This is a genomic window from Desulfogranum mediterraneum DSM 13871 (genome assembly GCF_000429965.1).
Lineage (GTDB): Bacteria > Desulfobacterota > Desulfobulbia > Desulfobulbales > Desulfobulbaceae > Desulfogranum > Desulfogranum mediterraneum.
Map to the genome: position 1 here is coordinate 166,017 of NZ_AUCW01000003.1, position 18,091 is coordinate 184,107.

The following is an 18,091-nucleotide window of genomic DNA, read 5'->3' on the forward strand; positions in this document are numbered from 1 at the left end:
CAAACGCTTGTTCTTATACTGTATATGTGTTTGCGCCTAAAAGTCAAGCCAGCCGCCCGGACCGGCCGTTCCCGGGAGAGGCAGCAGTCCAAACCGTGCCGCTCTACGCCGGGTTCCCGGCCGATAAAGACCTTGCCATCCTCTTGAGCCGACGGTACCCTGGGCCTGATCCTGAAGAGCTGCCAGAACAGCATTACGCCCACCCCCAGAGGACCGCAGAGGAAACCGCTCCATGACCGATCCCCATCCCACCCTTCTTGTCTTTGAAGATGACCCAGCCATCCTCAACATGCTCAGGCGCTTCCTCAGCAGCCAGGGTGCCCGGGTCGTTACCGCTGCCCATGGCAAGGACGGGCTGGCCCTGATCCGCGCAACCCGACCCGACCTCCTGCTGCTGGATGTGATCATGCCCTTCAAAGACGGCCTCTCCCTCCTGGCCGAACTGCGAGGGGAGGACAGGGATCTGCCGGTGATCCTCCTCACCGACCGGGACCGGGTGGAGGATAAGGTCAAGGGCCTGGAACTGGGGGCCGATGATTACCTCACCAAGCCCTTCAGTTTACAGGAACTCCAGGCCCGGATCAGGGCGCAGCTCCGCAGGAGTGGCGCCGGACAGCAGAGAAAGACAGGAGCCATCCTGGTCGGCCCCCTGACCATTGACCCGGCAGCCAGGGAGGTCCAGCTGGGATCCGGTGGCAGCCTGGCCCTGACCAAGACCGAGTTTGAGCTCTTGACCTACCTGGCCCGACAACCAAACCAGGTGGTTACCCATGGCGTTCTCCTCCAGGAGGTCCTGGGCTATGCCCCGGATACCGAGACCAAGGCCCTGGTCATGCATATTGCCAACCTGAGGAGAAAGCTGGAGCGTCACTGCCCGGGTGGGATCCAGATTGTTGCCGTTCCTGGAGTGGGCTACAGGCTGACTCCAGGGACGGCACCGTAAGGAGCGCCTCAACGCAGGGATCTGCTGCGGGTCTCAGAGGATCCCTTCTTACTTATCCTTCTTACTTAAAAAGGAGCAGATCCAGGATCTCTCCATGATGAAAGCGGATAAAGGGGGCAGTCCCCCCTGTCCTTGATTGAAAAAGCTCTGCTTTCACGCTATCCTCAAGGCGATGATTGGATTGTCTTCCCCCTCTTACCACCGGTGCGCTGCCCATGGATACCTTCGCTGCCCAGAAGCTGATCAAGACACGCTGCCTCCTGCCCCTGATCACCCTGCTGCTCTTTACCCTTGGCCAGCCGGGTTCGGCCGGGGCCGAAGCGCTCATGATCCCCCTCCATATCCAGGAGGGCACCAACCTGATCCACCTGGCCAGGGACTTCTGCCGCCAGCGCAGCGACTGGAAAACCATTGCCGCCGTCAACCGCCTCAGTCCGCCCTACCTGATCCTGGCCGGTTCCACCCTGAAGGTCCCCTTAGACCTGCTTAAGGTGGAACAGCTCCAGACGATCATCGCCAAACTCCACGGCAGGGTCCTGATCCTTGACCGCCTCGGCAAGCAGAGTGCGGCCCAGGAGGGGGACCGGCTCCTGCCCGGCCAGAGCCTGGTCACCGCCGAAGAGAGCTACGCCCAGCTGGTCTTTCCCGACCACCGCCACACCAGGGTCGAGGCCAACTCACGCCTCACCCTGAACTACCTGATCCGCCTCAACGACGGCAGCGTCAAAACCGAGCCGACCCTCCACTCCGGCAGGCTGATCAACACCATCGAAAAACCGCTCCAGGCCAACGACACCCACCGAACCAGCACCCCCATTGCCGTGACCGGGGTGAGAGGGACCAGTTATCGAATCAAGGCCGCTCCCACGGCCAGCACCATCGAGACCCTCTCCGGCCAGGTGGCGGTGAACGCAGCCGGCGCTCAGCTCACTCTGAAGGCAGGGCAAGGCAGCCGGGTCCGCCCCGGCAGGCCACCTGAAACGGCTCGACCACTGCCGGCTCCGCCGGCTTCCCCACAGCTCCAGCCCCTCTACCGCCTGCTGCCGGCCCAAATCCCGGCCCCCAACCACCCCCGGGCGGCCCGGCTGCGGCTGCGGCTCTGCTGGGATGAACAGGGGAAGGCCACGGTCAGGGAGCTGTTCGCCCAACCGGGCCAGACCTTTTTCCTGGATCAACTGGAAGACGGCAGCTACTCGGCCTTTCTCACCGCCATCGACCGGGAGGGCTTTGAAGGCCGGGCCAGCGGTCCCTTTCCCCTCCGAATCCGGACCATTCCTGCAGCCCCCCTGATTGCCCTGCCCAAAGACCAGACCCGCTCCTGGGAAGCGCAGATGACCATCCAGTGGCTCAGGGGCGAACAGGTGGACCATTTCTCTTATCAACTGGCCACAGATCCTGATTTTAAAGAGATCATCGAGCACAATGAGAGCAGAGAGGACGCCGTTACCACTCCAGCACTGGCCCCGGCAAGCTACTATTTCCGGGTACAGGGGGTAAGCGCGGACGGCTTCACCACCCTGTTCTCTCCGGTGGTGGCCTTCACCATCATCCCCCAGCCAGCCATGGAAGCCGTCACGACGAAGGCCTCGGAAGAACTCACCCTCCAGTGGTCTGCCATGGCTCCCGGCTGCAGCTATGACCTGCAGATCAGCGAAGATCCGAGCTTCAAGACCCTGATTCTGGAGCGGAGCCGGCTGGCAACAACCAGCTACACCGTGGAGCAGCACCTCCTCCCCGGCCGTTACTATGTCCGCCTCAGGGGAGTACTTGATGAGGCCACCCGGGGACCCTGGACCCCGGCACAGACCCTGACCATTGAAGCCGATCCCCCGGGTTGGGAAGAGCTGCTGATGGCAGCGGTCTTCTTTGCCATCATCCTCCTCTGAGCCGCAAAAGCCCCGGCATGCTCCCCCGCCTGCTCATCCCCCTAACCGGCCTGCTCTGCCTCCTTATGGTGGAGACGATCGGTCTGGGAAGCCTGTTCTCCAACTCCTGCCAGGATCTCCTCTTTCGGCTCCGCGGTCCGCTGGCACCACCCCAGTCGGTGATCATCATCGGAATCGACGAGAGAAGCCTGACAGCCCTGGGTGCCTGGCCCTTTCCACGGACCCTGCATGGCCGGCTGCTGAGCCGGCTCAACCAGGCCAGAGCCGTCGGCTTTGACGTCCTCTTCAGCGAGGCGACCCCCGAGGACCCGGATTTCAATGCAGCCATGGCCACAGCCCCCCCTGTCATTCTGGCCACAGCCACCTCCCGGGACGGTCGGCTGCTCCGCCCTGCAGCCAGCCTCGGCAGGCAGGCGGACACGGGTCACGTGGAAACCATCTTTGACGGTGACGGCGTGGTCCGGCGCCGGCTCTCTCCCCACCCCAGCGGCCAGCCCTCCTTTGCCCGGGCCATGCTCCAGGCCGGCGGTATCCCCTTCCCCGGCCAACAGCCGACAGACGCCGGGGACAGGCCCCTGATCAACTTCTACGGCCCGGAACAGACCTTCCTCACCCTCTCCTACCTGGATGTGCTCAACGGAATCTACCCGGAAGCGCTGTTCAAGGATCGCTGGCTGCTGGTTGGCGCCGCAGCCACCGGCCTCCACGATACCTTCCTGACCCCCTTCAGCCGCTCCCAGGTAACGCCCGGGGTAGAGATCCAGGCTACCATCCTGGCCAACCTCCTGGAAGATCGGACCCTCCATCCCTTAAGGGAAGCGGCCCTGCTGCTGGTGGGGCTGGTCTTACTGCTGGCGATCTTCCTCTGGCCTCGGACCGGGGAAGGGATCAACATCACGGTCAACCTGGTGTTCACCGGCCTGGTGCTCCTCGCGGCCCTGTTTTTTTTCCAGCACAACCAGCTGGTGGAGATCTCCTGGTCTCTACTTCTGCTCTGGTTCAGCTATCTGTTTCACCTGGTGCATCAGGTCTTCTGGACCGCCCGAACCCTTGCCCGCCAGATCCTCCAGTTGGACCGGCAGCTGGATCAGCGACTCCGCCAGAGCTACCCCACTCCTGAAACGGTTGCCAGCCAGGGGCCTGCCAGAAAATCCCTGTTCAGCCCCACCGGTATTCAGCAGCATATCCAGCAGCTCCAGGATGCTGCCGATGCCATCACCCTCCAGCATCGATTCCTGGACGACCTCCTCCAGCAGGAGCTGCCGCCACTGGCGCTGTGGGAGGCAGCTTCAGGCCGACTCATCCTGGCCAACGATCGGTTTCAGGGTTTCTGGCAGCAGCAGGTGATTGGCGCAGAGACAACGGCCCTGCTCCCTGATTACCCTACCTTTCTCCTGGAAATAGAGCGACTCAGAACCGACCGGGAGAATCCGGGATCGCAGCCGCTCTCCCAGGATAAGACCAGTCCGCTCCGACTGGAAATCCAGACCATGGGCCGCCGGGGCAGACACGTCTTCCAGACCGACATCCATTGCTTCAACTCTACCAGGCCGACCTTTGGGGCGACCCTGGCCGTTTTCCAGGATATTACCCAGCTCAGGGAGCTGGCCCGGGTCAGAGGTGAGCTGGTCTCCATCGTCTCCCACGAACTCAAGCTTCCCCTGACCACCATCCGCGGCTACGCCGAAATGCTGGAAAATGAGCTGAGAGGGGAGCCGCTGGACTATGCCCGGGAGATCAGCCTCCAGGCAGAACGGTTGAATACGCTGATTGCCCACTTCCTGGAGATCAACCGCCTGGAAAGCGGCAAACAGGAGCTCCGGCGCCATCCCTTCTCCCCCCTGAGCATGGTCAACGACGCCCTCAACAGCATCCTGCCCCTGGCCAAAGGAAAGAACATCCGCCTCTCCACTGATATTCCCCAGAGAACCTCTCCCCTGGTGGGCGACGAGCTACTCCTGCTCCAGGCCGTGATCAACCTGCTGGATAATGCCGTCAAATTCAGTCCTGCCGGCTCCACCATCAACCTGGAGCTCCAGGAAGAGCCGGAGCGGTTCACGATCACGGTCCAGGATCAGGGGCCGGGGATCCCGGAGGAGTGCCGCCGGGATATTTTTAAAAAGTTTCATCGCGGCCTGGCGACCGGCGACCGGCAGGGCTTTGGCCTGGGTCTTAACCTGGTCCAGGAGGTAATCCACCGCCACCAGGGAGAGATCCGGCTAAACCGGATTCCGCAGGGAGGGGCCCGCTTTAGCCTGATACTGCCCAAAGAGCTCCGCTAAAAACGGCGGCAAGCGCGCCCTGTCCCCCTGGCAAGCCATATTTTTCCCTTGAGCCGCACCGCCGGCTTGCTATACTTGGTGCTGATCTTCAAAAAATCCTCAAACCTAAGGCTGCCATGCGCCTGCTCGCCCTCCTCTCTCTTCTCCTCTTCGCCCTGTCGGCGGCCCTGCTCAGCTACCGGCTTCCCCTGTTGGAAGCCGTCCTCCCCCCCCTGTTGACCCGGGCAGGCCTTGCAGGGGTGGAACTCGAGCTGCAGTCCGTGGAGCGTGACCAGCTGGTGATCGGTCGTGCTGTCGCCAGCCTTGCTCCCCCCAAGGGCTCCCTGCGGCTTGAGCTCGGCAACACCACCATCCACTACAGACTCGGCCAACTGCTCAGGGGTGGTGTTGATCAGATCGTGATCAAGCGACTCAGCCTCCGACTGCCCGCAGCCTCGGCTCCAAAGGGCCCGGAGAGCTCTTTCCCCGAAAGAGACGCTGTCAGGAAGCTGCTCACCAGGCTGGAGCAGGTAGAGCTCCCCTGCAACTCCCTTACAATCGAGCAGCTGCTTATCCAGGGTGCTCCCCTGCTGCCGGAAACGGTGCAACCGCCTGCGGCGGAGATCTCCAGAGAGGAGCAGGGGCTGGAGGCACGCCTGGAGCTGCGGCTCTCAGCCAGAGAGCAGTTTGAGCTCAGGGTCCAACATCTGAGAAGCCGGCCCCTCCGCCTGGAGCTGATCCCCACCCTCCCTGGCAAGCAGAAGCCATGGCTGCAACTCAGCCTTCAGCCGGAACGACTGCAGGGGACCGTTGAGCTGCCGCTGGAGCCCCTTGGCCGACTCTTCCCCCAAGGCGCACTGCCGCCCCTGACTGGCCGGCTCCAGGGCTCCTTTTCCCTGGAGCTGGCAGATCCCCTCGCTCTCAGGCTGGAGCTGAGAGGCAGCGAGCTGGGCTGGGGCAGACACTCCCTGGAGAGCTTTGCCCTGCAGCTGGCTGGAGCGTCCCCGGGGCCAGGCCGGGTTGAGCTGCTGGCCGGGTCCAGGCTGAGCCTCAGCAGGCTGAGCACGGGCTCCTTCTCCGCAGACCGGCTTCAGCTGGGGCTCGCCAGTATCCTCCAGCAGAGGGGGGACGCCTGGCAGCTGCGCTTCAAGGATCCCCCCCCCTGGCAGGGCCAGGGGCTCCGACTGGGAAGCTCCCAGCTGGCGAAACTTCAGCTGCCTCCACCCCGCAGCCTGGGCAAGGCCGGCCGCTCCCTCACCCTGGAGCTGAGGCCGAAAACCGAAATCCGGGCCCAGGATCTGACCCTGGGTGCCAGCCGGATCCCCAGCCTGCATTGCAGCCTGACCCGGGGAAAGCCTGCACTCTTTTCCCTGCAGCCAGGGAGCTGGCAGCTGAGCAGCCCGCCCTGGCAGAGCGGTGCGCTCCAGCTTCACCATCCCCAGGGGCAGGTAGAGCTGGCCCCCTTTACCCTCACCCCGCTGGCCATCCGGGGGCAGGAGGAGCAAACCAGGGTTCACCTGGAGATCTCCGCGCCGGCTCTCAGCCTCCGCGCCCGGGGCAAGGGGGTGTCCTTCAAGAAACTCCGGGGCGAGATCCGCCTGGAAGAGGAGCGCCTCCAGGCCCTGCTCCACTGCCAGCCGCACCGACTGGAGGGCAGTCTGGAGCTCAGCCTGGTACACCGACTGGACCTCGGCCAGGGCCGGGCAGAACTGAGCAGCAGCGAGGCGATCGTTTTTAGCGAGCAGGCTGGCCTGGAGCAACTGGTGGAGGGAGTGGAGCTGCCCCTGGAGTTCAACAGCGGCCGGCTCATGCTCCGGGCAGAGGCCGGCTGGTTCCCCGAAGCCCCCCCCAGGGTCATTGCCGGACTCCAGCTGAATCAGGCAGGGGGCATGCTCAGGGGCTTTCCCTTTCAGGAGCTGAGCCTTGACCACTCCCTGGAGCTCAGCCCCGGCTTGCACTCCCTGCAGCCCGGCCGCCTCTCTCTCCAGCGCCTCGAGACCCCGGTTCCCCTGGAGTCCATCCAGGCGGATCTCCAACTGGTGAGCGCAGCCAGCGGCCCGTGGCCGCTGCTGGTGATTGAAGGACTCAGGGCCTCGCTCTTTGAAGGACAACTGCATGGCCGGGAGCTTCGCTATGACCCCAACAGTGACAGCCAGGCCCTCACCCTGGAGGCCAGCGAGTTGGCACTGCCGGCCATGGTCGGCCTGCTCAAGCTGGAGGGGCTGGAGGTCAGCGGCACCATTGATGCCCACCTGCCCCTGAGCCTGGATCAGGAGGGGCTGCGGCTCTCTGAGGGGAGGCTCAGTGGTTCAGCCCGGGGCGGAACCATCCGTTTCCGGCCTCCTGCCGGCACGACTCCCCCCTCCCAGTTCAGCGGCTATGTGCTCAAGGCCCTTGAGGAGTTCCACTACACCCGACTCCGGGCTCCGGTCAGCTATCAGCCCGACGGCACCCTGGTGGTCGAGCTGCAGCTGGAGGGCAAGAGCCCGGCCCTCTCCGCCAGCCGAGCGGTGCACCTCAACATCCGCACCGAGCAGAATCTGCTTTCCCTCCTGAGAAGCCTTCAGTATAATAGCAAGATAAGCAGGGAGTTGGAAAACCGACTTCAACAACACCGATAATCCGCACCAAGAGGAGCCAAGGTGAGAGCCATCTACCAGCCAATCATAGGCGCCATCCTGCTCACCATTTTCCTGGTCGGCTGCACGCCCACGGTGCAGGTTGCACCTCCGGAAAAACCGATCACCATCAACCTCAACGTCAAGATTGAGCATGAGATCAAGGTCAAGGTGGAGAAGGAGCTGGACGATGTGTTCAGTGAAGAGAGTGGCCTATTTTAATCAGGGGAAGATCATGAAAAAATTTCTATCACAGCTGCTGATCATGCTGCTGCTCTGCTGCGGCTCTGCCTGGGCCCTGGACCTGCAGACGGCCAAGAACCAGGGCTTGGTGGGGGAAACCTCCACAGGCTACCTGGCTGCGGTCAAACCGGCCCATGGAGAAGCCGTCCGGCTGGCCGAGCAGATCAACAACAAACGCAGGCAACACTACCAGCAGATTGCCCAGCGCAACAAGACCAGTCTCAAGGCCGTGGAGCAACTGGCCGGTGAAAAGGCCATGAACAAGACTCCGGCCGGTCAGTTTGTCCGGATCAAGGGAAAGTGGCGTAGGAAGTAGAGTGCTCAGCTGAACCGACAGCGGGCTTACATCCGACCATGACGGATGATGGAGAGCAGCAGCCAGAAGCCCATCATCCCGGCCACCACAAAGCCCACCAGCCCCACCAGGGGGATGCCGTGCCAGCGGGGAGGAATATCGGCCAGGACGATCAGGGAACTGCCGATGATCAGGGCAGCCAGGACAATGGCAAAGGCAATCCGGTTGGAGAGCCGATCCAGGGTCGAACCCAGGGCCTCTACCCCCAGGTGTTCAAACTCGAGTTTCATCTTCCCGCCCCGCAACTGGCGGACAATGGCCAGGAGCTCATCGGGTGCCTCCCGAAAGAGATGAAGGTAGGCACCGCCGGTGTGAAGCAGCTCATCGGCCAACCGATCCGGCTGGAGCCGACCGTAACGGATCTTGCGCATGAAGGGTTTGGCCAGGGCGATCAGCTCCAGCTCGGGATCCAGCAGCAGGCCGACCCCCTCCACCGTGGCCAGGGCCTTCATCATCAGGTAGAGACCGGGCTTGAGGGAGAGTTTGTGCCGGGAGACCAGGGAGAGGAGGTCCTGGAGAATCTTGCCCGCCTCCAGCTCACCCAGGGAGCGGTAGAGGTACATATCCATCAGGTTGCCCAGATCACCGGTCAAGCCCTCCCGATCGATCTCCCCCTGCTGGATGGTCACCTGGAGCAAGCAGTTGGTGATCTTGCGCTCATCGCCGGCCACCAGACAGAGCACCAGATCGGTAAAATCCTCCCGATCCTTCAGCGAAAGGCGGCCCATCTGACCGAAATCGATAAAACAGACCAGGTTGTCGGCCAAAATGAAGAGGTTGCCTGGATGGGGGTCGGCGTGGAAGAAGCCGTGGACAAAGATCTGTTCCATCACCAGGTTGGCCCCGCGTCGGGCGATCAGGGGCAGGTCCAGGTTCGCGCCCTGGAGTTGATCGAGATGGGAACACTTGATCCCGTCGATATACTCCATGACCAGCACCCGGTCGGTACTCAAAGATGAGCAGACAAAGGGAACATGGATGGTCTGGTTGCCCTCGAACTGACGACTGAAACGCTGGATATTGGTCAGCTCGATGGAAAAATCGATCTCCCGGCTAAGGCTGCGGGCAAACTCCTGGACCACGGCCGTGGGCCGGTGCCCCTGGAGTTCCTCCAGGTACTGCTCCATCAGCCCGGCGATATGGGTGAGGATCTCCAGATCCACGGCAATGATATTCTCGATCTCGGGCCGCTGGACCTTGACCACCACCTCCTGACCCGAGGGATGCTCACCCTGACCGCTGTCCAGCCGGGCCCGGTGCACCTGGCCGATGGAGGCCGCGGCAAGCGGGTTCGGGTCGAAGTGGAGGAAGATTTCCGCCGGAGGCCTGCCCAGTTCCTCCTCGATGATGGCCGCCACCTCTTCATAGGAGAAGGGAGGGATATCATCCTGGAGCTTGGCCAACTCATCCAGGTAATCGGCAGGGATAAAATCAGGACGGGTGGAGAGCAGCTGCCCCAGCTTGATAAAGGTGGGGCCCAGCTCCTCGAAGACCAGGCGCAGCCGCTCCGGCCGGGAGAGCCGGGCGATCTGCTCCCTGGGCTTGCGGTTGATCATCTGCAGGCCCGATTCCAGGTACTGATCGATGTGGAGCCGATCGACCAGGTCATCAAAGCCGTACTTGAAGAGTACCCGCAGGATCCGATGGTACCGGTTCAGGTGACGGTAGGTCCGGCCGATGGCGCCGAGCTTACGAATACTGAACATCACGCCCGGAACTACTGCTCCTGATCCCGGATATTGAGGGCCACCTGCAGCTCCTCCACCTGGCGGCGCAACTCTTCGAGATCATCCTTGGTGGCCAGGTCGAGCTGCTGGACCCGCTCCTCCACCCTCCGGTTCAGCCAGAGGTCCAGCTGCTCCCGGGCCTTCTCCGACTTGCCGGCCAACTCATCGACAAACTGCTTTCCCTCTTCCCGGGTCAACTTGCCCTTGGCCACCAGCTCCCCCTTCAACTCCTCGATCTTTTCCTTGGTCAGAAAGGCGGTACCAATTCCTGTGTAGAGGGCATTCTTCAAGGTTTCCAGCATCACAACCTCCCGGATAGCTCAGCCGCTCGTCGGCTGTCGCCACCCTGTTACTCTTTATCGATATCCCGGTGATAGACCTCCGGAGTGAAGGTACAGGCAGTCAAGTAAGCACGGAGATGCTCGGTGACCGCAACGCTGCGGTGCCGGCCTCCGGTACAGCCGATGGCCAGGGTAAGCTGCTCCCGCCCCTTACGCTGATGCTCTTCCAGCAGGAAACGGAGAAAAGGTTCCGCACCGGCCAGGAAACGACGGCCGCCGTCATTGTTGAGGACATAGAGGGCCACCTGGGGATCACAGCCGGTGCCCCCCTGCAGTTCAGCCACCCAGTAAGGGTTGGGCAGAAAGCGCACATCCAAGACCACATCCGCCTCCGGGTAGCCATGCTTGAATCCGAATGAATAAAGAACAATTTTCACGGCTCAACTCCCATTGGCTCTCCACTTGACACTGTACTGCTCATATTATACATCCCCGCCGGTCAAAGGACAGGACTAAAACGATAATTCCCTGCCGCCCGGAAAGCCTGGGGCGCTCAGGTGGTGGAGCAGAGCATCCGGATGGACTCGGCCCGTTCACCGATGCCCCGTTTGAGCATCTCATGGTTGTAGGCGGCAATCACATCCTGTCGTTTCAACATCCCCAAGACCCAGGGTTCTTCCAGGGTCTCCACCACCGGGATCTCATCGATGCCCTTGACATCAAAGAGCTGCATGGCCTCGTAGAGATTGTCGTCCGGGGTCAGCATGATCACGTCCCGGGTACAGATGGCCCCCACCAGGTAACAGACCCGCTGCTCGGCGTCATGGAGGATGGTCTTCACATCCTGCATGGAGACCACCCCGACCATCAAGCCCCTATGGTTGACCACAGGGAAATAGAAGCTGTCCCTGGCAAAGCGGAACAACTCGAGCAGGTGATTTATATTTGCGTTCTCACTGATAAAATCAACATCTTCGGTAATGGCCTTACCCACCCGGACAGACTTCATGATGGCCACCTCCCTGCCCTCATGGATGTTGATGCCCTGCCTGGTGAAGTCCACGGTGTCTATGGAGTCGGGATAAAAACGGGACGAGGTGATGGTGCCGAGTACGGCGGTGAGCATCACCGGGATAATGATCATGTAGTTGCCGGTCATCTCAAAGAGCAGGAAGATGGCGGTGAGCGGCGCATGGGTGGAGGCCGCCAGGAAGGCCCCTATGCCCACCGTGGCATAGGCCCCGGACGAGGCGGTATACTCCGGAAAGGCCCCATGGACGATCCCGCCGAAGGCCCCGCCAATGACCGCCCCGATGAAGAGGGCCGGGGCAAAGACGCCTCCTGCCCCGCCGGAACCGAGGGTGATGGAGGTGGCAATGGACTTGAGAAAGATCAAGGCCAGCATCACCCAGACCACCCCGTGGCTGGCCAGGGCCTGCTCGATATACTCGTAGCCGTCTCCCATGACCTGGGGAAAAAAGATACCTATGCAGCCGATGACAAAGGCGCCGACAACGGGTTTGAGCTGGGCATGAATCCAGGTGATGCCCTGAAAACGGTCGCGGACCCAGTAGAAGAAACGGATATGGACCACGGCCAGCAGCCCCACCAACACCGCCATCAGGGTGTAGAGGGGCAGTTCGACAAAATAGTTGACGATCTGGTAATCGGGGATGGGGAAGGCCGAGACCTCACCGTAATAGGCCCTGGAAACCACGGTGGAGAGGGCCGAAGAGATCACCAGGGCGGAGAAGGAGGAGATCTCATAGGTGCCCAGGAGGACGATCTCGGCCGCAAAGAAGACCCCGGCCAGGGGGGCATTGAAGATCCCGGCAATTCCACCGGCACAGCCGGCGGCGATATAGACCTTCATCCGTTTACCCGAGACCCGGAACCGCTGTCCCACCTGGGAGCCCAGGGTACCGCCGATCTGGGCGATGGGTCCCTCTACCCCGGCGGAGTTGCCTGAGCCTATGGTCAGGGCCGTGGCCACGATCTTGATAAAGAGGTTGCGGGCCCGGAAGACGCCGTTTTCCAGGTTGACCCGACGGAGAAAGGTGGTGAGGCCATAGCCGTTGACCTTGCCGGGAAAGGCCAGGGACAGGGGAATCAGAGCCGCGGCGCCCACCATGGGCAAGAGGGGCAGGAGTAGGATCCGCCAACCCCCCTCTCCGATCCTGAGCAGTTCATAGCCCCCGACAAAGACCACCTCGTGGACCATCTCAACCGACTCACGAAAGGCAATGATGGCCAGCCCGGCCATCACCCCGATAAAGGCTGCAATGGTGATCATCCGGGTTCGTTCGCCGGGAAGAAAGAGTTTCAGTTTGGCCCGCATACCTGCTCCGGAGCAGCACTCCGCAGGGAGTGCAGCTGTAAATGAATAAAATCACCCCTGTCCGACAGGCACGATCGCCGGCCAGCTAGGTCTTGATGACACGCTCTGCGGAACAGGTCCCAGGCCTGCCGCTGACAGGCGTCCTCTTCCCCAAAGCCAATATTCCTGCGCACAACAGGGCGGCAGGGATGGCAAAAAGGGGCAGCATACCAAAAGAACGGTAAGTTTGGTACGCTTATTTCCGCGGGATTAAACATTTAGCACCGTTCCGGATCCCGTCCCGGTTGAGCAGAGCTCCCGACTCCGCTCTTTTCCTGGTTTCCGCTGTTTACAGAAGGGCTTTTCAGCACTACTAGTGGTGTCATTGCTCCCTGCCGGTGCAGCTCGGCTGCAGCCTGCAGGGCCTCGTCCTGTTAACCCCCAGCTGAGGATCTGTACCATGTCCCAAAGCAAACGCACACCCAACCCGGAACGCGTCGCCTTTCTCCGCTCCCTGCCCCAGGAGGTCAAAGCAACCATCAGTGGTGAGGAGGCTGAGCAGTTTATGTTTGAAGAAGAGATTCCGGAATCCCTCTATACCAAGATCAAGGCCTATATCATCGACGAGCAGGAGGACTAGCCGCCGCTCCCGGGACCGCGGCCTCAGCCCGGCAACCCTGTCCGGGCAGGCCGGGCCCCAAAACCATGCCATGGCTGGAAAACTGGAAGGATCATCTAGAGTTGTCGCCTGGGGCCAGGCCGCCTTTGGAGCCGACGCTTTAACATTGCATAATACATTGTTTTAGTTTATCTTGTCGCTTTATTGTATCTTATTGCTTAGCCCTGGTCAGACTCAAAAATTTGACGATCAGCTTGAAGGATACGATATTGTTCTTTTTTATCAGCTCCCCATTGGGGCAGAATAGCAGACCAAGGGCCCGCACTGGGCTTTTCATTGAATGAAGCGTCAATCATTTATAATCCACAACAGGTTTATCAGGATATAAAGTATGTTTAATTCTCTGGTCGTTGTCCGGAGAATTTTCTTTTTTCAACCCCTTTCCGGCAGCATGACTGTCGGAAAACAGTAACCACCGTGTAAGGAGAATGAGCTATGTCGCGAAAAATGGTAACCATTGACGGCAACCAGGCATGTACCCATGTTGCCTATGCCACCAGTGAAGTCATCACAATCTATCCCATTACGCCATCCTCTCCGATGGCGGCAGAAGCCGATGCCAAGGCGAACGCGAAACAAGAGAATATCTGGGGCTCCATCCCGGTTATCTCTCAGATGCAATCCGAAGGTGGTGTGGCCGGTGCACTACACGGCTCCCTGAATTCAGGCGCCCTTTGTACGACCTTTACCGCTTCCCAGGGGCTGCTGCTCATGCTGCCCAACATGTACAAGATCGCCGGTGAGTTGACCCCCACCGTTTTCCACGTAACCGCCCGTGCCCTCGCCTACCAGGGTCTGTCCATCTTTGGCGACCACAGCGACGTGATGTCCGCCCGTCAGACCGGTTGGGCCATGCTCTGTGCCCAGAATGTCCAGGAAGCCCAGGACATGGCGCTGATCTCCACCCAGGCCACCCTCCAGTCCCGCATCCCTTTCCTCCACTTCTTCGACGGCTTCCGTACCTCCCATGAGGTTGCCAAGATCGAAGAACTGACCATGGATGACATGCGTGAGATGATCGACGAAGACCTGATCATCGAGCACCGTGAGCGCGCCCTGACCCCGGACAAACCCTCCATGTGCGGTACTGCTCAGAACCCTGACGTCTACTTCACCGGTCGTGAGACCGTCAACAAGTACTACGAAGCCATTCCTGCCATTGTTCAGGAAAACATGGACAAGTTCGCCGCCATGACCGGTCGTCAGTACAACCTCTTTGATTACTACGGCTCTCCGGATGCCACCGACGTCATCGTGATCATGGGTTCCGGTGCCGAGGTTGTGGCCTCCACCGTCGATTACCTGGCTGCCCAGGGTGAAAAAATCGGTATGGTCATCGTCCGTCTGTTCCGGCCCTTTGACCAGGTTGCCATGGTCAATGCCCTGCCCCAGACCGTAGAGCGAATCACGGTCCTGGATCGTACCAAGGAGCCCGGCGCCCTTGGCGAGCCCCTCTACCTGGACGTTCGTGCCGCCGTCGGCGAAGCTGCCGAGATGAATCCGACCATGATGCTGCCCATCATCCTGGGTGGTCGTTACGGACTGGGCTCTGCCGAGTTCACTCCGGGCATGGTCAAGGCGGTCTACGACAACATGGCCTCCTTTGCGCCCAAGCGCAAGTTCTGTGTCGGCCCCAACGATGACGTGGCCTTCACCAGCCTCTCCTACGACAAGAACTTCAACATCGAAGGCGATGATGTCTATCGGGCCCTGTTCTATGGTCTGGGTTCTGATGGTACCGTTGGTGCCAACAAGAACACCATCAAGATCATCGGCGGCGAGACCGAGAACTCTACCCAGGGTTACTTTGTCTATGACTCCAAGAAGTCCGGCTCCATGACCGTCTCTCACCTCCGTTTCGGTGAGAACCAGGTGGTTGCCCCCTACCTGATCAACAAGGCCAGCTTCATCGCCTGTCATAACTTTGCCTTCCTGGACAGCTACGACATGCTGGCCAACCTGGAAGAAAACGGTACCTTCCTGCTGACCACCAACTTCTCCAAGGACGAGATCTGGGCCCATCTGCCCGCCCTTGCCCAGCGACAGTTGATCGAGAAGAATGCCAAGTTCTTCATCATCGATGCGGTCAAGCTCGGTCAGGCCATCGGCCTGGGCGCCCGGATCAACATGATCATGCAGACCGCCTTCTTCATGATCTCCGGTATCCTCACCAAGGAAGATGCCATCGAGGCCATCAAGAAGGCCATCAAGAAGACCTACGGCATCAAGGGCGACAAGATCGTCAACATGAACTATGCCGCAGTTGACGGTGCCATCGAGAACGTGGTTGAAGTTGCCCTGCCCAGCGAGGTAACCGGTCACGAGATACCACCCACCGTTCCTGCGGAGGCTCCTGAGTTTGTCAAGGATATCACTGCCAAGATGATGGAAGGCCGCGGCGAAGAGATCAAGGTCTCTGAGATGCCTGACAACGGTCGCTGGCCCACCGCCACCACCCAGTGGGAGAAGCGGAACATCGCGGTCAACGTCGCGACCTGGGATCCCGAAGCCTGTATCCAGTGTGGACGCTGTTCTCTGGTCTGCCCGCACGGCTGTATCCGGATGAAGGTTGCCACCCCTGAGGCCCTTGAAGCCGCCGGTGCCACCGCCGACTTCAAGACCGCCGATGCGGTTGGTAAAGAGTACAAGGGCATGAAGTTCACCATGCAGATCTCCACCGCCGACTGTTGCGGTTGTACCCTCTGTGTGAGTGTCTGTCCTGCCCGCAAGAAGGACAAGGACGGCAACAAGACCGACAATGCTGCCCTGACCATGATCCCCAACACCGAGGAAGTCCTCGAGCACGAGAGCAAGAACTGGCAGTCCTTCCTCAAGCTGCCCGAGGTAGATCGCGCCACCATCAAGCCGGCCACCATCAAGGGCAGTCAGTTCCTGCGGCCCCTGTTTGAGTTCTCCGGCGCCTGTGCCGGTTGTGGTGAGACCCCCTATGTCAAGCTGGTCACCCAGCTCTTTGGTGATCGGATGATGGTCGCCAACGCCACCGGTTGTTCCTCCATCTACGGCGGCAACCTGCCCACCACCCCCTACTGCACCCGCGATGACGGTCGTGGTCCGGCCTGGTCCAACTCGCTGTTCGAGGACAACGCCGAGTATGGCCTGGGTATGCGTCAGGCCGTGGACAAACTGGGTATGCAGGCTACCGAGCTCCTGGAAGCTGCTGCTGCCGACGGGCTGGTGGACAAGGCTGCTGCCGACGCCATCCTGGATGCTGAGATGAAGGATCAGGAGGCCATCGAGGCCCAGCGTGAGCGGATCGCCGCCCTCAAGGCAAGCCTGGAAGGCTCCAAAGAGATCGTGGCCAAGCGCTTGGCTGCAGTGGCCGATTACCTGGTGAAGAAGTCAGTCTGGATCTTCGGTGGTGACGGCTGGGCCTATGACATCGGTTACGGCGGATTGGATCACGTCCTGGCCTCCGGTCAGAACGTCAACGTCATGGTCATGGATACCGAGGTCTACTCCAACACCGGTGGTCAGATGTCCAAGTCCACCCCGCGTGCCGCGGTTGCCCAGTTTGCCGCTGGCGGTAAGAATGCCCCCAAGAAAAACATGGGCATGATCTTCTCCACCTTCGGTAATGTCTATGTGGCTCGGATCTCCCTCGGTGCCAACCCCCAGCAGGCCATCAAGGCCATTGCCGAGGCCGAGGCCTATGACGGACCTTCCCTGATCATCGCCTACGCCCACTGCATCAACCACGGCATCAATATGGCCAATGGTCTGGAGCAGCAGAAGAAGGCGGTTGAGTGTGGTCACTGGTCCCTGTACCGCTACAACCCGGACCTGGAAGCCGATGGCAAGAACCCGATGACCATCGACAGTAAGGAGCCCACCATCTCCTTTGCCGACTATGCCTTGAACGAAAATCGTTACCGGATGCTGAAGATTGCAAATCCGGAAATGACCGACCAGTTGATGGAAGCATCCCAGAAGGATACGGACAAATCCTGGAAGATGTTGAAGGCCTGGGCCAAGGCGCTGGACGCCTAATCCCTTCCCCTTTCAACAGACGTAGGACCCTTCAGCCCTGCCGGTTATCCGGCAGGGCTGATTTGTTTTTATATCATTTTTCTCTTGCTTTTTTTATGGAGCCTCTTGATATATATAGTGAGGAACGATCCAATCCTATTCGACCCTAATAGCCAAGAAGGAGCCTGTTAGTATGCAGTTATTTGCAAAAGACATAATGATAAAAAACTACGACACCATCAATGTGGACGCCCCTGCCGGAGAGGCCATCAAAAGAATTCTCCATGCCAAGGTGCGCCCCACCGGCCATAAGCCCGTCAGCCTGATGGTGGTGGATGAGGCCCATCGCCTGGTGGGTACGGTCAGCATGTTCTACATTCTCTATCACCTGCGACCCTCCTTTTTGAATTTCGGGATCGATGGCGATACCCTGGCCTGGAAGGGAGAGTTGGATGAGTTCGTCAGATCGGTCAAGGAAAAGTCGGTTCGTCAAATCATGAACACCACCTTTCCCAGTGTCCCCTCGGATGAACCCCTGATGCCCATTGTGGACAAGATGATCAAGGACCGGATCCGACGGATAGCGGTGGTGGATAACGGCAAGCTGGTGGGGGTGGTCTACCTCTCAGACATCTTTTTCCATCTCTTCAACGACTAGGCCCCTTCACCCTGTCAGGCTCAGAAGACCGATAAAAAAAAACGCCGTAACATCCTGGGATGTTACGGCGTTTTTTTTTACTCTCCCCCAGGTCCGAGAAGGCAGCCGGGGGACGATGGTTGGGCTCTGGGGTGCG

13 protein-coding genes are annotated in these 18,091 nt (G+C 60.4%); 9 read left to right on the forward strand and 4 right to left on the reverse strand.

Features of this window, described 5'->3' with window-relative positions; genetic code table 11:
* Positions 1 to 232: 232 nt before the first annotated feature.
* The 6 genes from G494_RS0100755 to G494_RS0100780 all read left to right on the forward strand — a co-directional run bounded on the left by G494_RS0100755 (position 233) and on the right by G494_RS0100780 (position 8,267).
* The gene (locus tag G494_RS0100755; protein ID WP_028582975.1) at positions 233 to 943 is read left to right on the forward strand and encodes a response regulator transcription factor; all 711 of its coding nucleotides are present in this window, start codon (positions 233 to 235) and stop codon (positions 941 to 943) included.
* 215 nt (positions 944 to 1,158) lie between these two features.
* The gene (locus tag G494_RS0100760) at positions 1,159 to 2,829 is read left to right on the forward strand and encodes a FecR domain-containing protein (protein ID WP_028582976.1); all 1,671 of its coding nucleotides are present in this window, start codon (positions 1,159 to 1,161) and stop codon (positions 2,827 to 2,829) included.
* 17 nt (positions 2,830 to 2,846) lie between these two features.
* Positions 2,847 to 5,111 carry a CHASE2 domain-containing protein gene (locus G494_RS0100765; RefSeq protein ID WP_028582977.1) on the forward strand — a complete coding sequence of 755 codons (2,265 nt, stop codon included), beginning with the start codon at positions 2,847 to 2,849 and terminating at the stop codon, positions 5,109 to 5,111.
* Positions 5,112 to 5,227: 116 nt separating this feature from the next.
* Positions 5,228 to 7,711, forward strand: coding sequence for an intermembrane phospholipid transport protein YdbH family protein (locus G494_RS0100770; protein WP_028582978.1), 2,484 nt, complete (start codon positions 5,228 to 5,230; stop codon positions 7,709 to 7,711).
* A gap of 30 nt (positions 7,712 to 7,741) precedes the next feature.
* Positions 7,742 to 7,930 (forward strand): YnbE family lipoprotein, encoded by a 189-nt coding sequence (locus G494_RS0100775; protein WP_035245099.1) that lies wholly within the window; start codon positions 7,742 to 7,744, stop codon positions 7,928 to 7,930.
* A 13-nt stretch (positions 7,931 to 7,943) separates the two neighbouring features.
* A complete protein-coding gene (locus tag G494_RS0100780) occupies positions 7,944 to 8,267 on the forward strand; it encodes a YdbL family protein (protein WP_028582980.1) in 324 nt (107 codons plus the stop codon).
* 26 nt (positions 8,268 to 8,293) lie between these two features.
* Here the strand turns inward: G494_RS0100780 and G494_RS0100785 are convergent, their stop codons facing one another.
* From G494_RS0100785 to G494_RS0100800, 4 genes are all read right to left on the reverse strand, one after another.
* On the reverse strand, positions 8,294 to 10,012 hold the full coding sequence (locus G494_RS0100785; protein ID WP_028582981.1) for an ABC1 kinase family protein: 1,719 nt from the start codon (positions 10,010 to 10,012) through the stop codon (positions 8,294 to 8,296).
* A gap of 11 nt (positions 10,013 to 10,023) precedes the next feature.
* Positions 10,024 to 10,335: a phasin family protein gene (locus G494_RS0100790; protein WP_028582982.1), complete on the reverse strand. Its 312-nt coding sequence runs from the start codon at positions 10,333 to 10,335 to the stop codon at positions 10,024 to 10,026.
* Positions 10,336 to 10,382: 47 nt separating this feature from the next.
* Entirely contained in the window at positions 10,383 to 10,751 is a 369-nt protein-coding gene (locus G494_RS21300) for a RapZ C-terminal domain-containing protein (protein ID WP_084456232.1), read from the reverse strand.
* 116 nt (positions 10,752 to 10,867) lie between these two features.
* The gene (locus G494_RS0100800; RefSeq protein WP_028582983.1) at positions 10,868 to 12,652 is read right to left on the reverse strand and encodes a chloride channel protein; all 1,785 of its coding nucleotides are present in this window, start codon (positions 12,650 to 12,652) and stop codon (positions 10,868 to 10,870) included.
* 439 nt (positions 12,653 to 13,091) lie between these two features.
* On the opposite strand from G494_RS0100800, the gene G494_RS0100805 reads away from it, so the two are divergent.
* The 3 genes from G494_RS0100805 (at position 13,092) to G494_RS0100820 (ending at position 17,955) form a co-directional block, all read left to right on the forward strand.
* Complete coding sequence (locus G494_RS0100805) at positions 13,092 to 13,271, forward strand: hypothetical protein (RefSeq protein WP_028582984.1); 180 nt, start codon at positions 13,092 to 13,094, stop codon at positions 13,269 to 13,271.
* Positions 13,272 to 13,745: 474 nt separating this feature from the next.
* Complete coding sequence (gene nifJ / locus G494_RS0100815) at positions 13,746 to 17,318, forward strand: pyruvate:ferredoxin (flavodoxin) oxidoreductase (protein ID WP_028582985.1); 3,573 nt, start codon at positions 13,746 to 13,748, stop codon at positions 17,316 to 17,318.
* Between the two features lie 172 nt (positions 17,319 to 17,490).
* Complete coding sequence (locus tag G494_RS0100820) at positions 17,491 to 17,955, forward strand: CBS domain-containing protein (RefSeq protein WP_028582986.1); 465 nt, start codon at positions 17,491 to 17,493, stop codon at positions 17,953 to 17,955.
* The last annotated feature ends 136 nt before the right edge of the window (positions 17,956 to 18,091 follow it).

Coding starts and splice junctions, on each gene's coding strand:
- G494_RS0100800 (WP_028582983.1), bottom strand. CDS start 12,652: ATGCGGGCCAAACTGAAACTCTTTCTTCCCGGCGAACGAACCCGGATG.
- G494_RS0100765 (WP_028582977.1), top strand. CDS start 2,847: ATGCTCCCCCGCCTGCTCATCCCCCTAACCGGCCTGCTCTGCCTCCTT.
- G494_RS0100760 (WP_028582976.1), top strand. CDS start 1,159: ATGGATACCTTCGCTGCCCAGAAGCTGATCAAGACACGCTGCCTCCTG.
- G494_RS0100820 (WP_028582986.1), top strand. CDS start 17,491: ATGCAGTTATTTGCAAAAGACATAATGATAAAAAACTACGACACCATC.
- G494_RS0100790 (WP_028582982.1), bottom strand. CDS start 10,335: ATGCTGGAAACCTTGAAGAATGCCCTCTACACAGGAATTGGTACCGCC.
- G494_RS0100755 (WP_028582975.1), top strand. CDS start 233: ATGACCGATCCCCATCCCACCCTTCTTGTCTTTGAAGATGACCCAGCC.
- G494_RS0100770 (WP_028582978.1), top strand. CDS start 5,228: ATGCGCCTGCTCGCCCTCCTCTCTCTTCTCCTCTTCGCCCTGTCGGCG.
- nifJ (WP_028582985.1), top strand. CDS start 13,746: ATGTCGCGAAAAATGGTAACCATTGACGGCAACCAGGCATGTACCCAT.
- G494_RS0100805 (WP_028582984.1), top strand. CDS start 13,092: ATGTCCCAAAGCAAACGCACACCCAACCCGGAACGCGTCGCCTTTCTC.
- G494_RS0100785 (WP_028582981.1), bottom strand. CDS start 10,012: ATGTTCAGTATTCGTAAGCTCGGCGCCATCGGCCGGACCTACCGTCAC.
- G494_RS0100780 (WP_028582980.1), top strand. CDS start 7,944: ATGAAAAAATTTCTATCACAGCTGCTGATCATGCTGCTGCTCTGCTGC.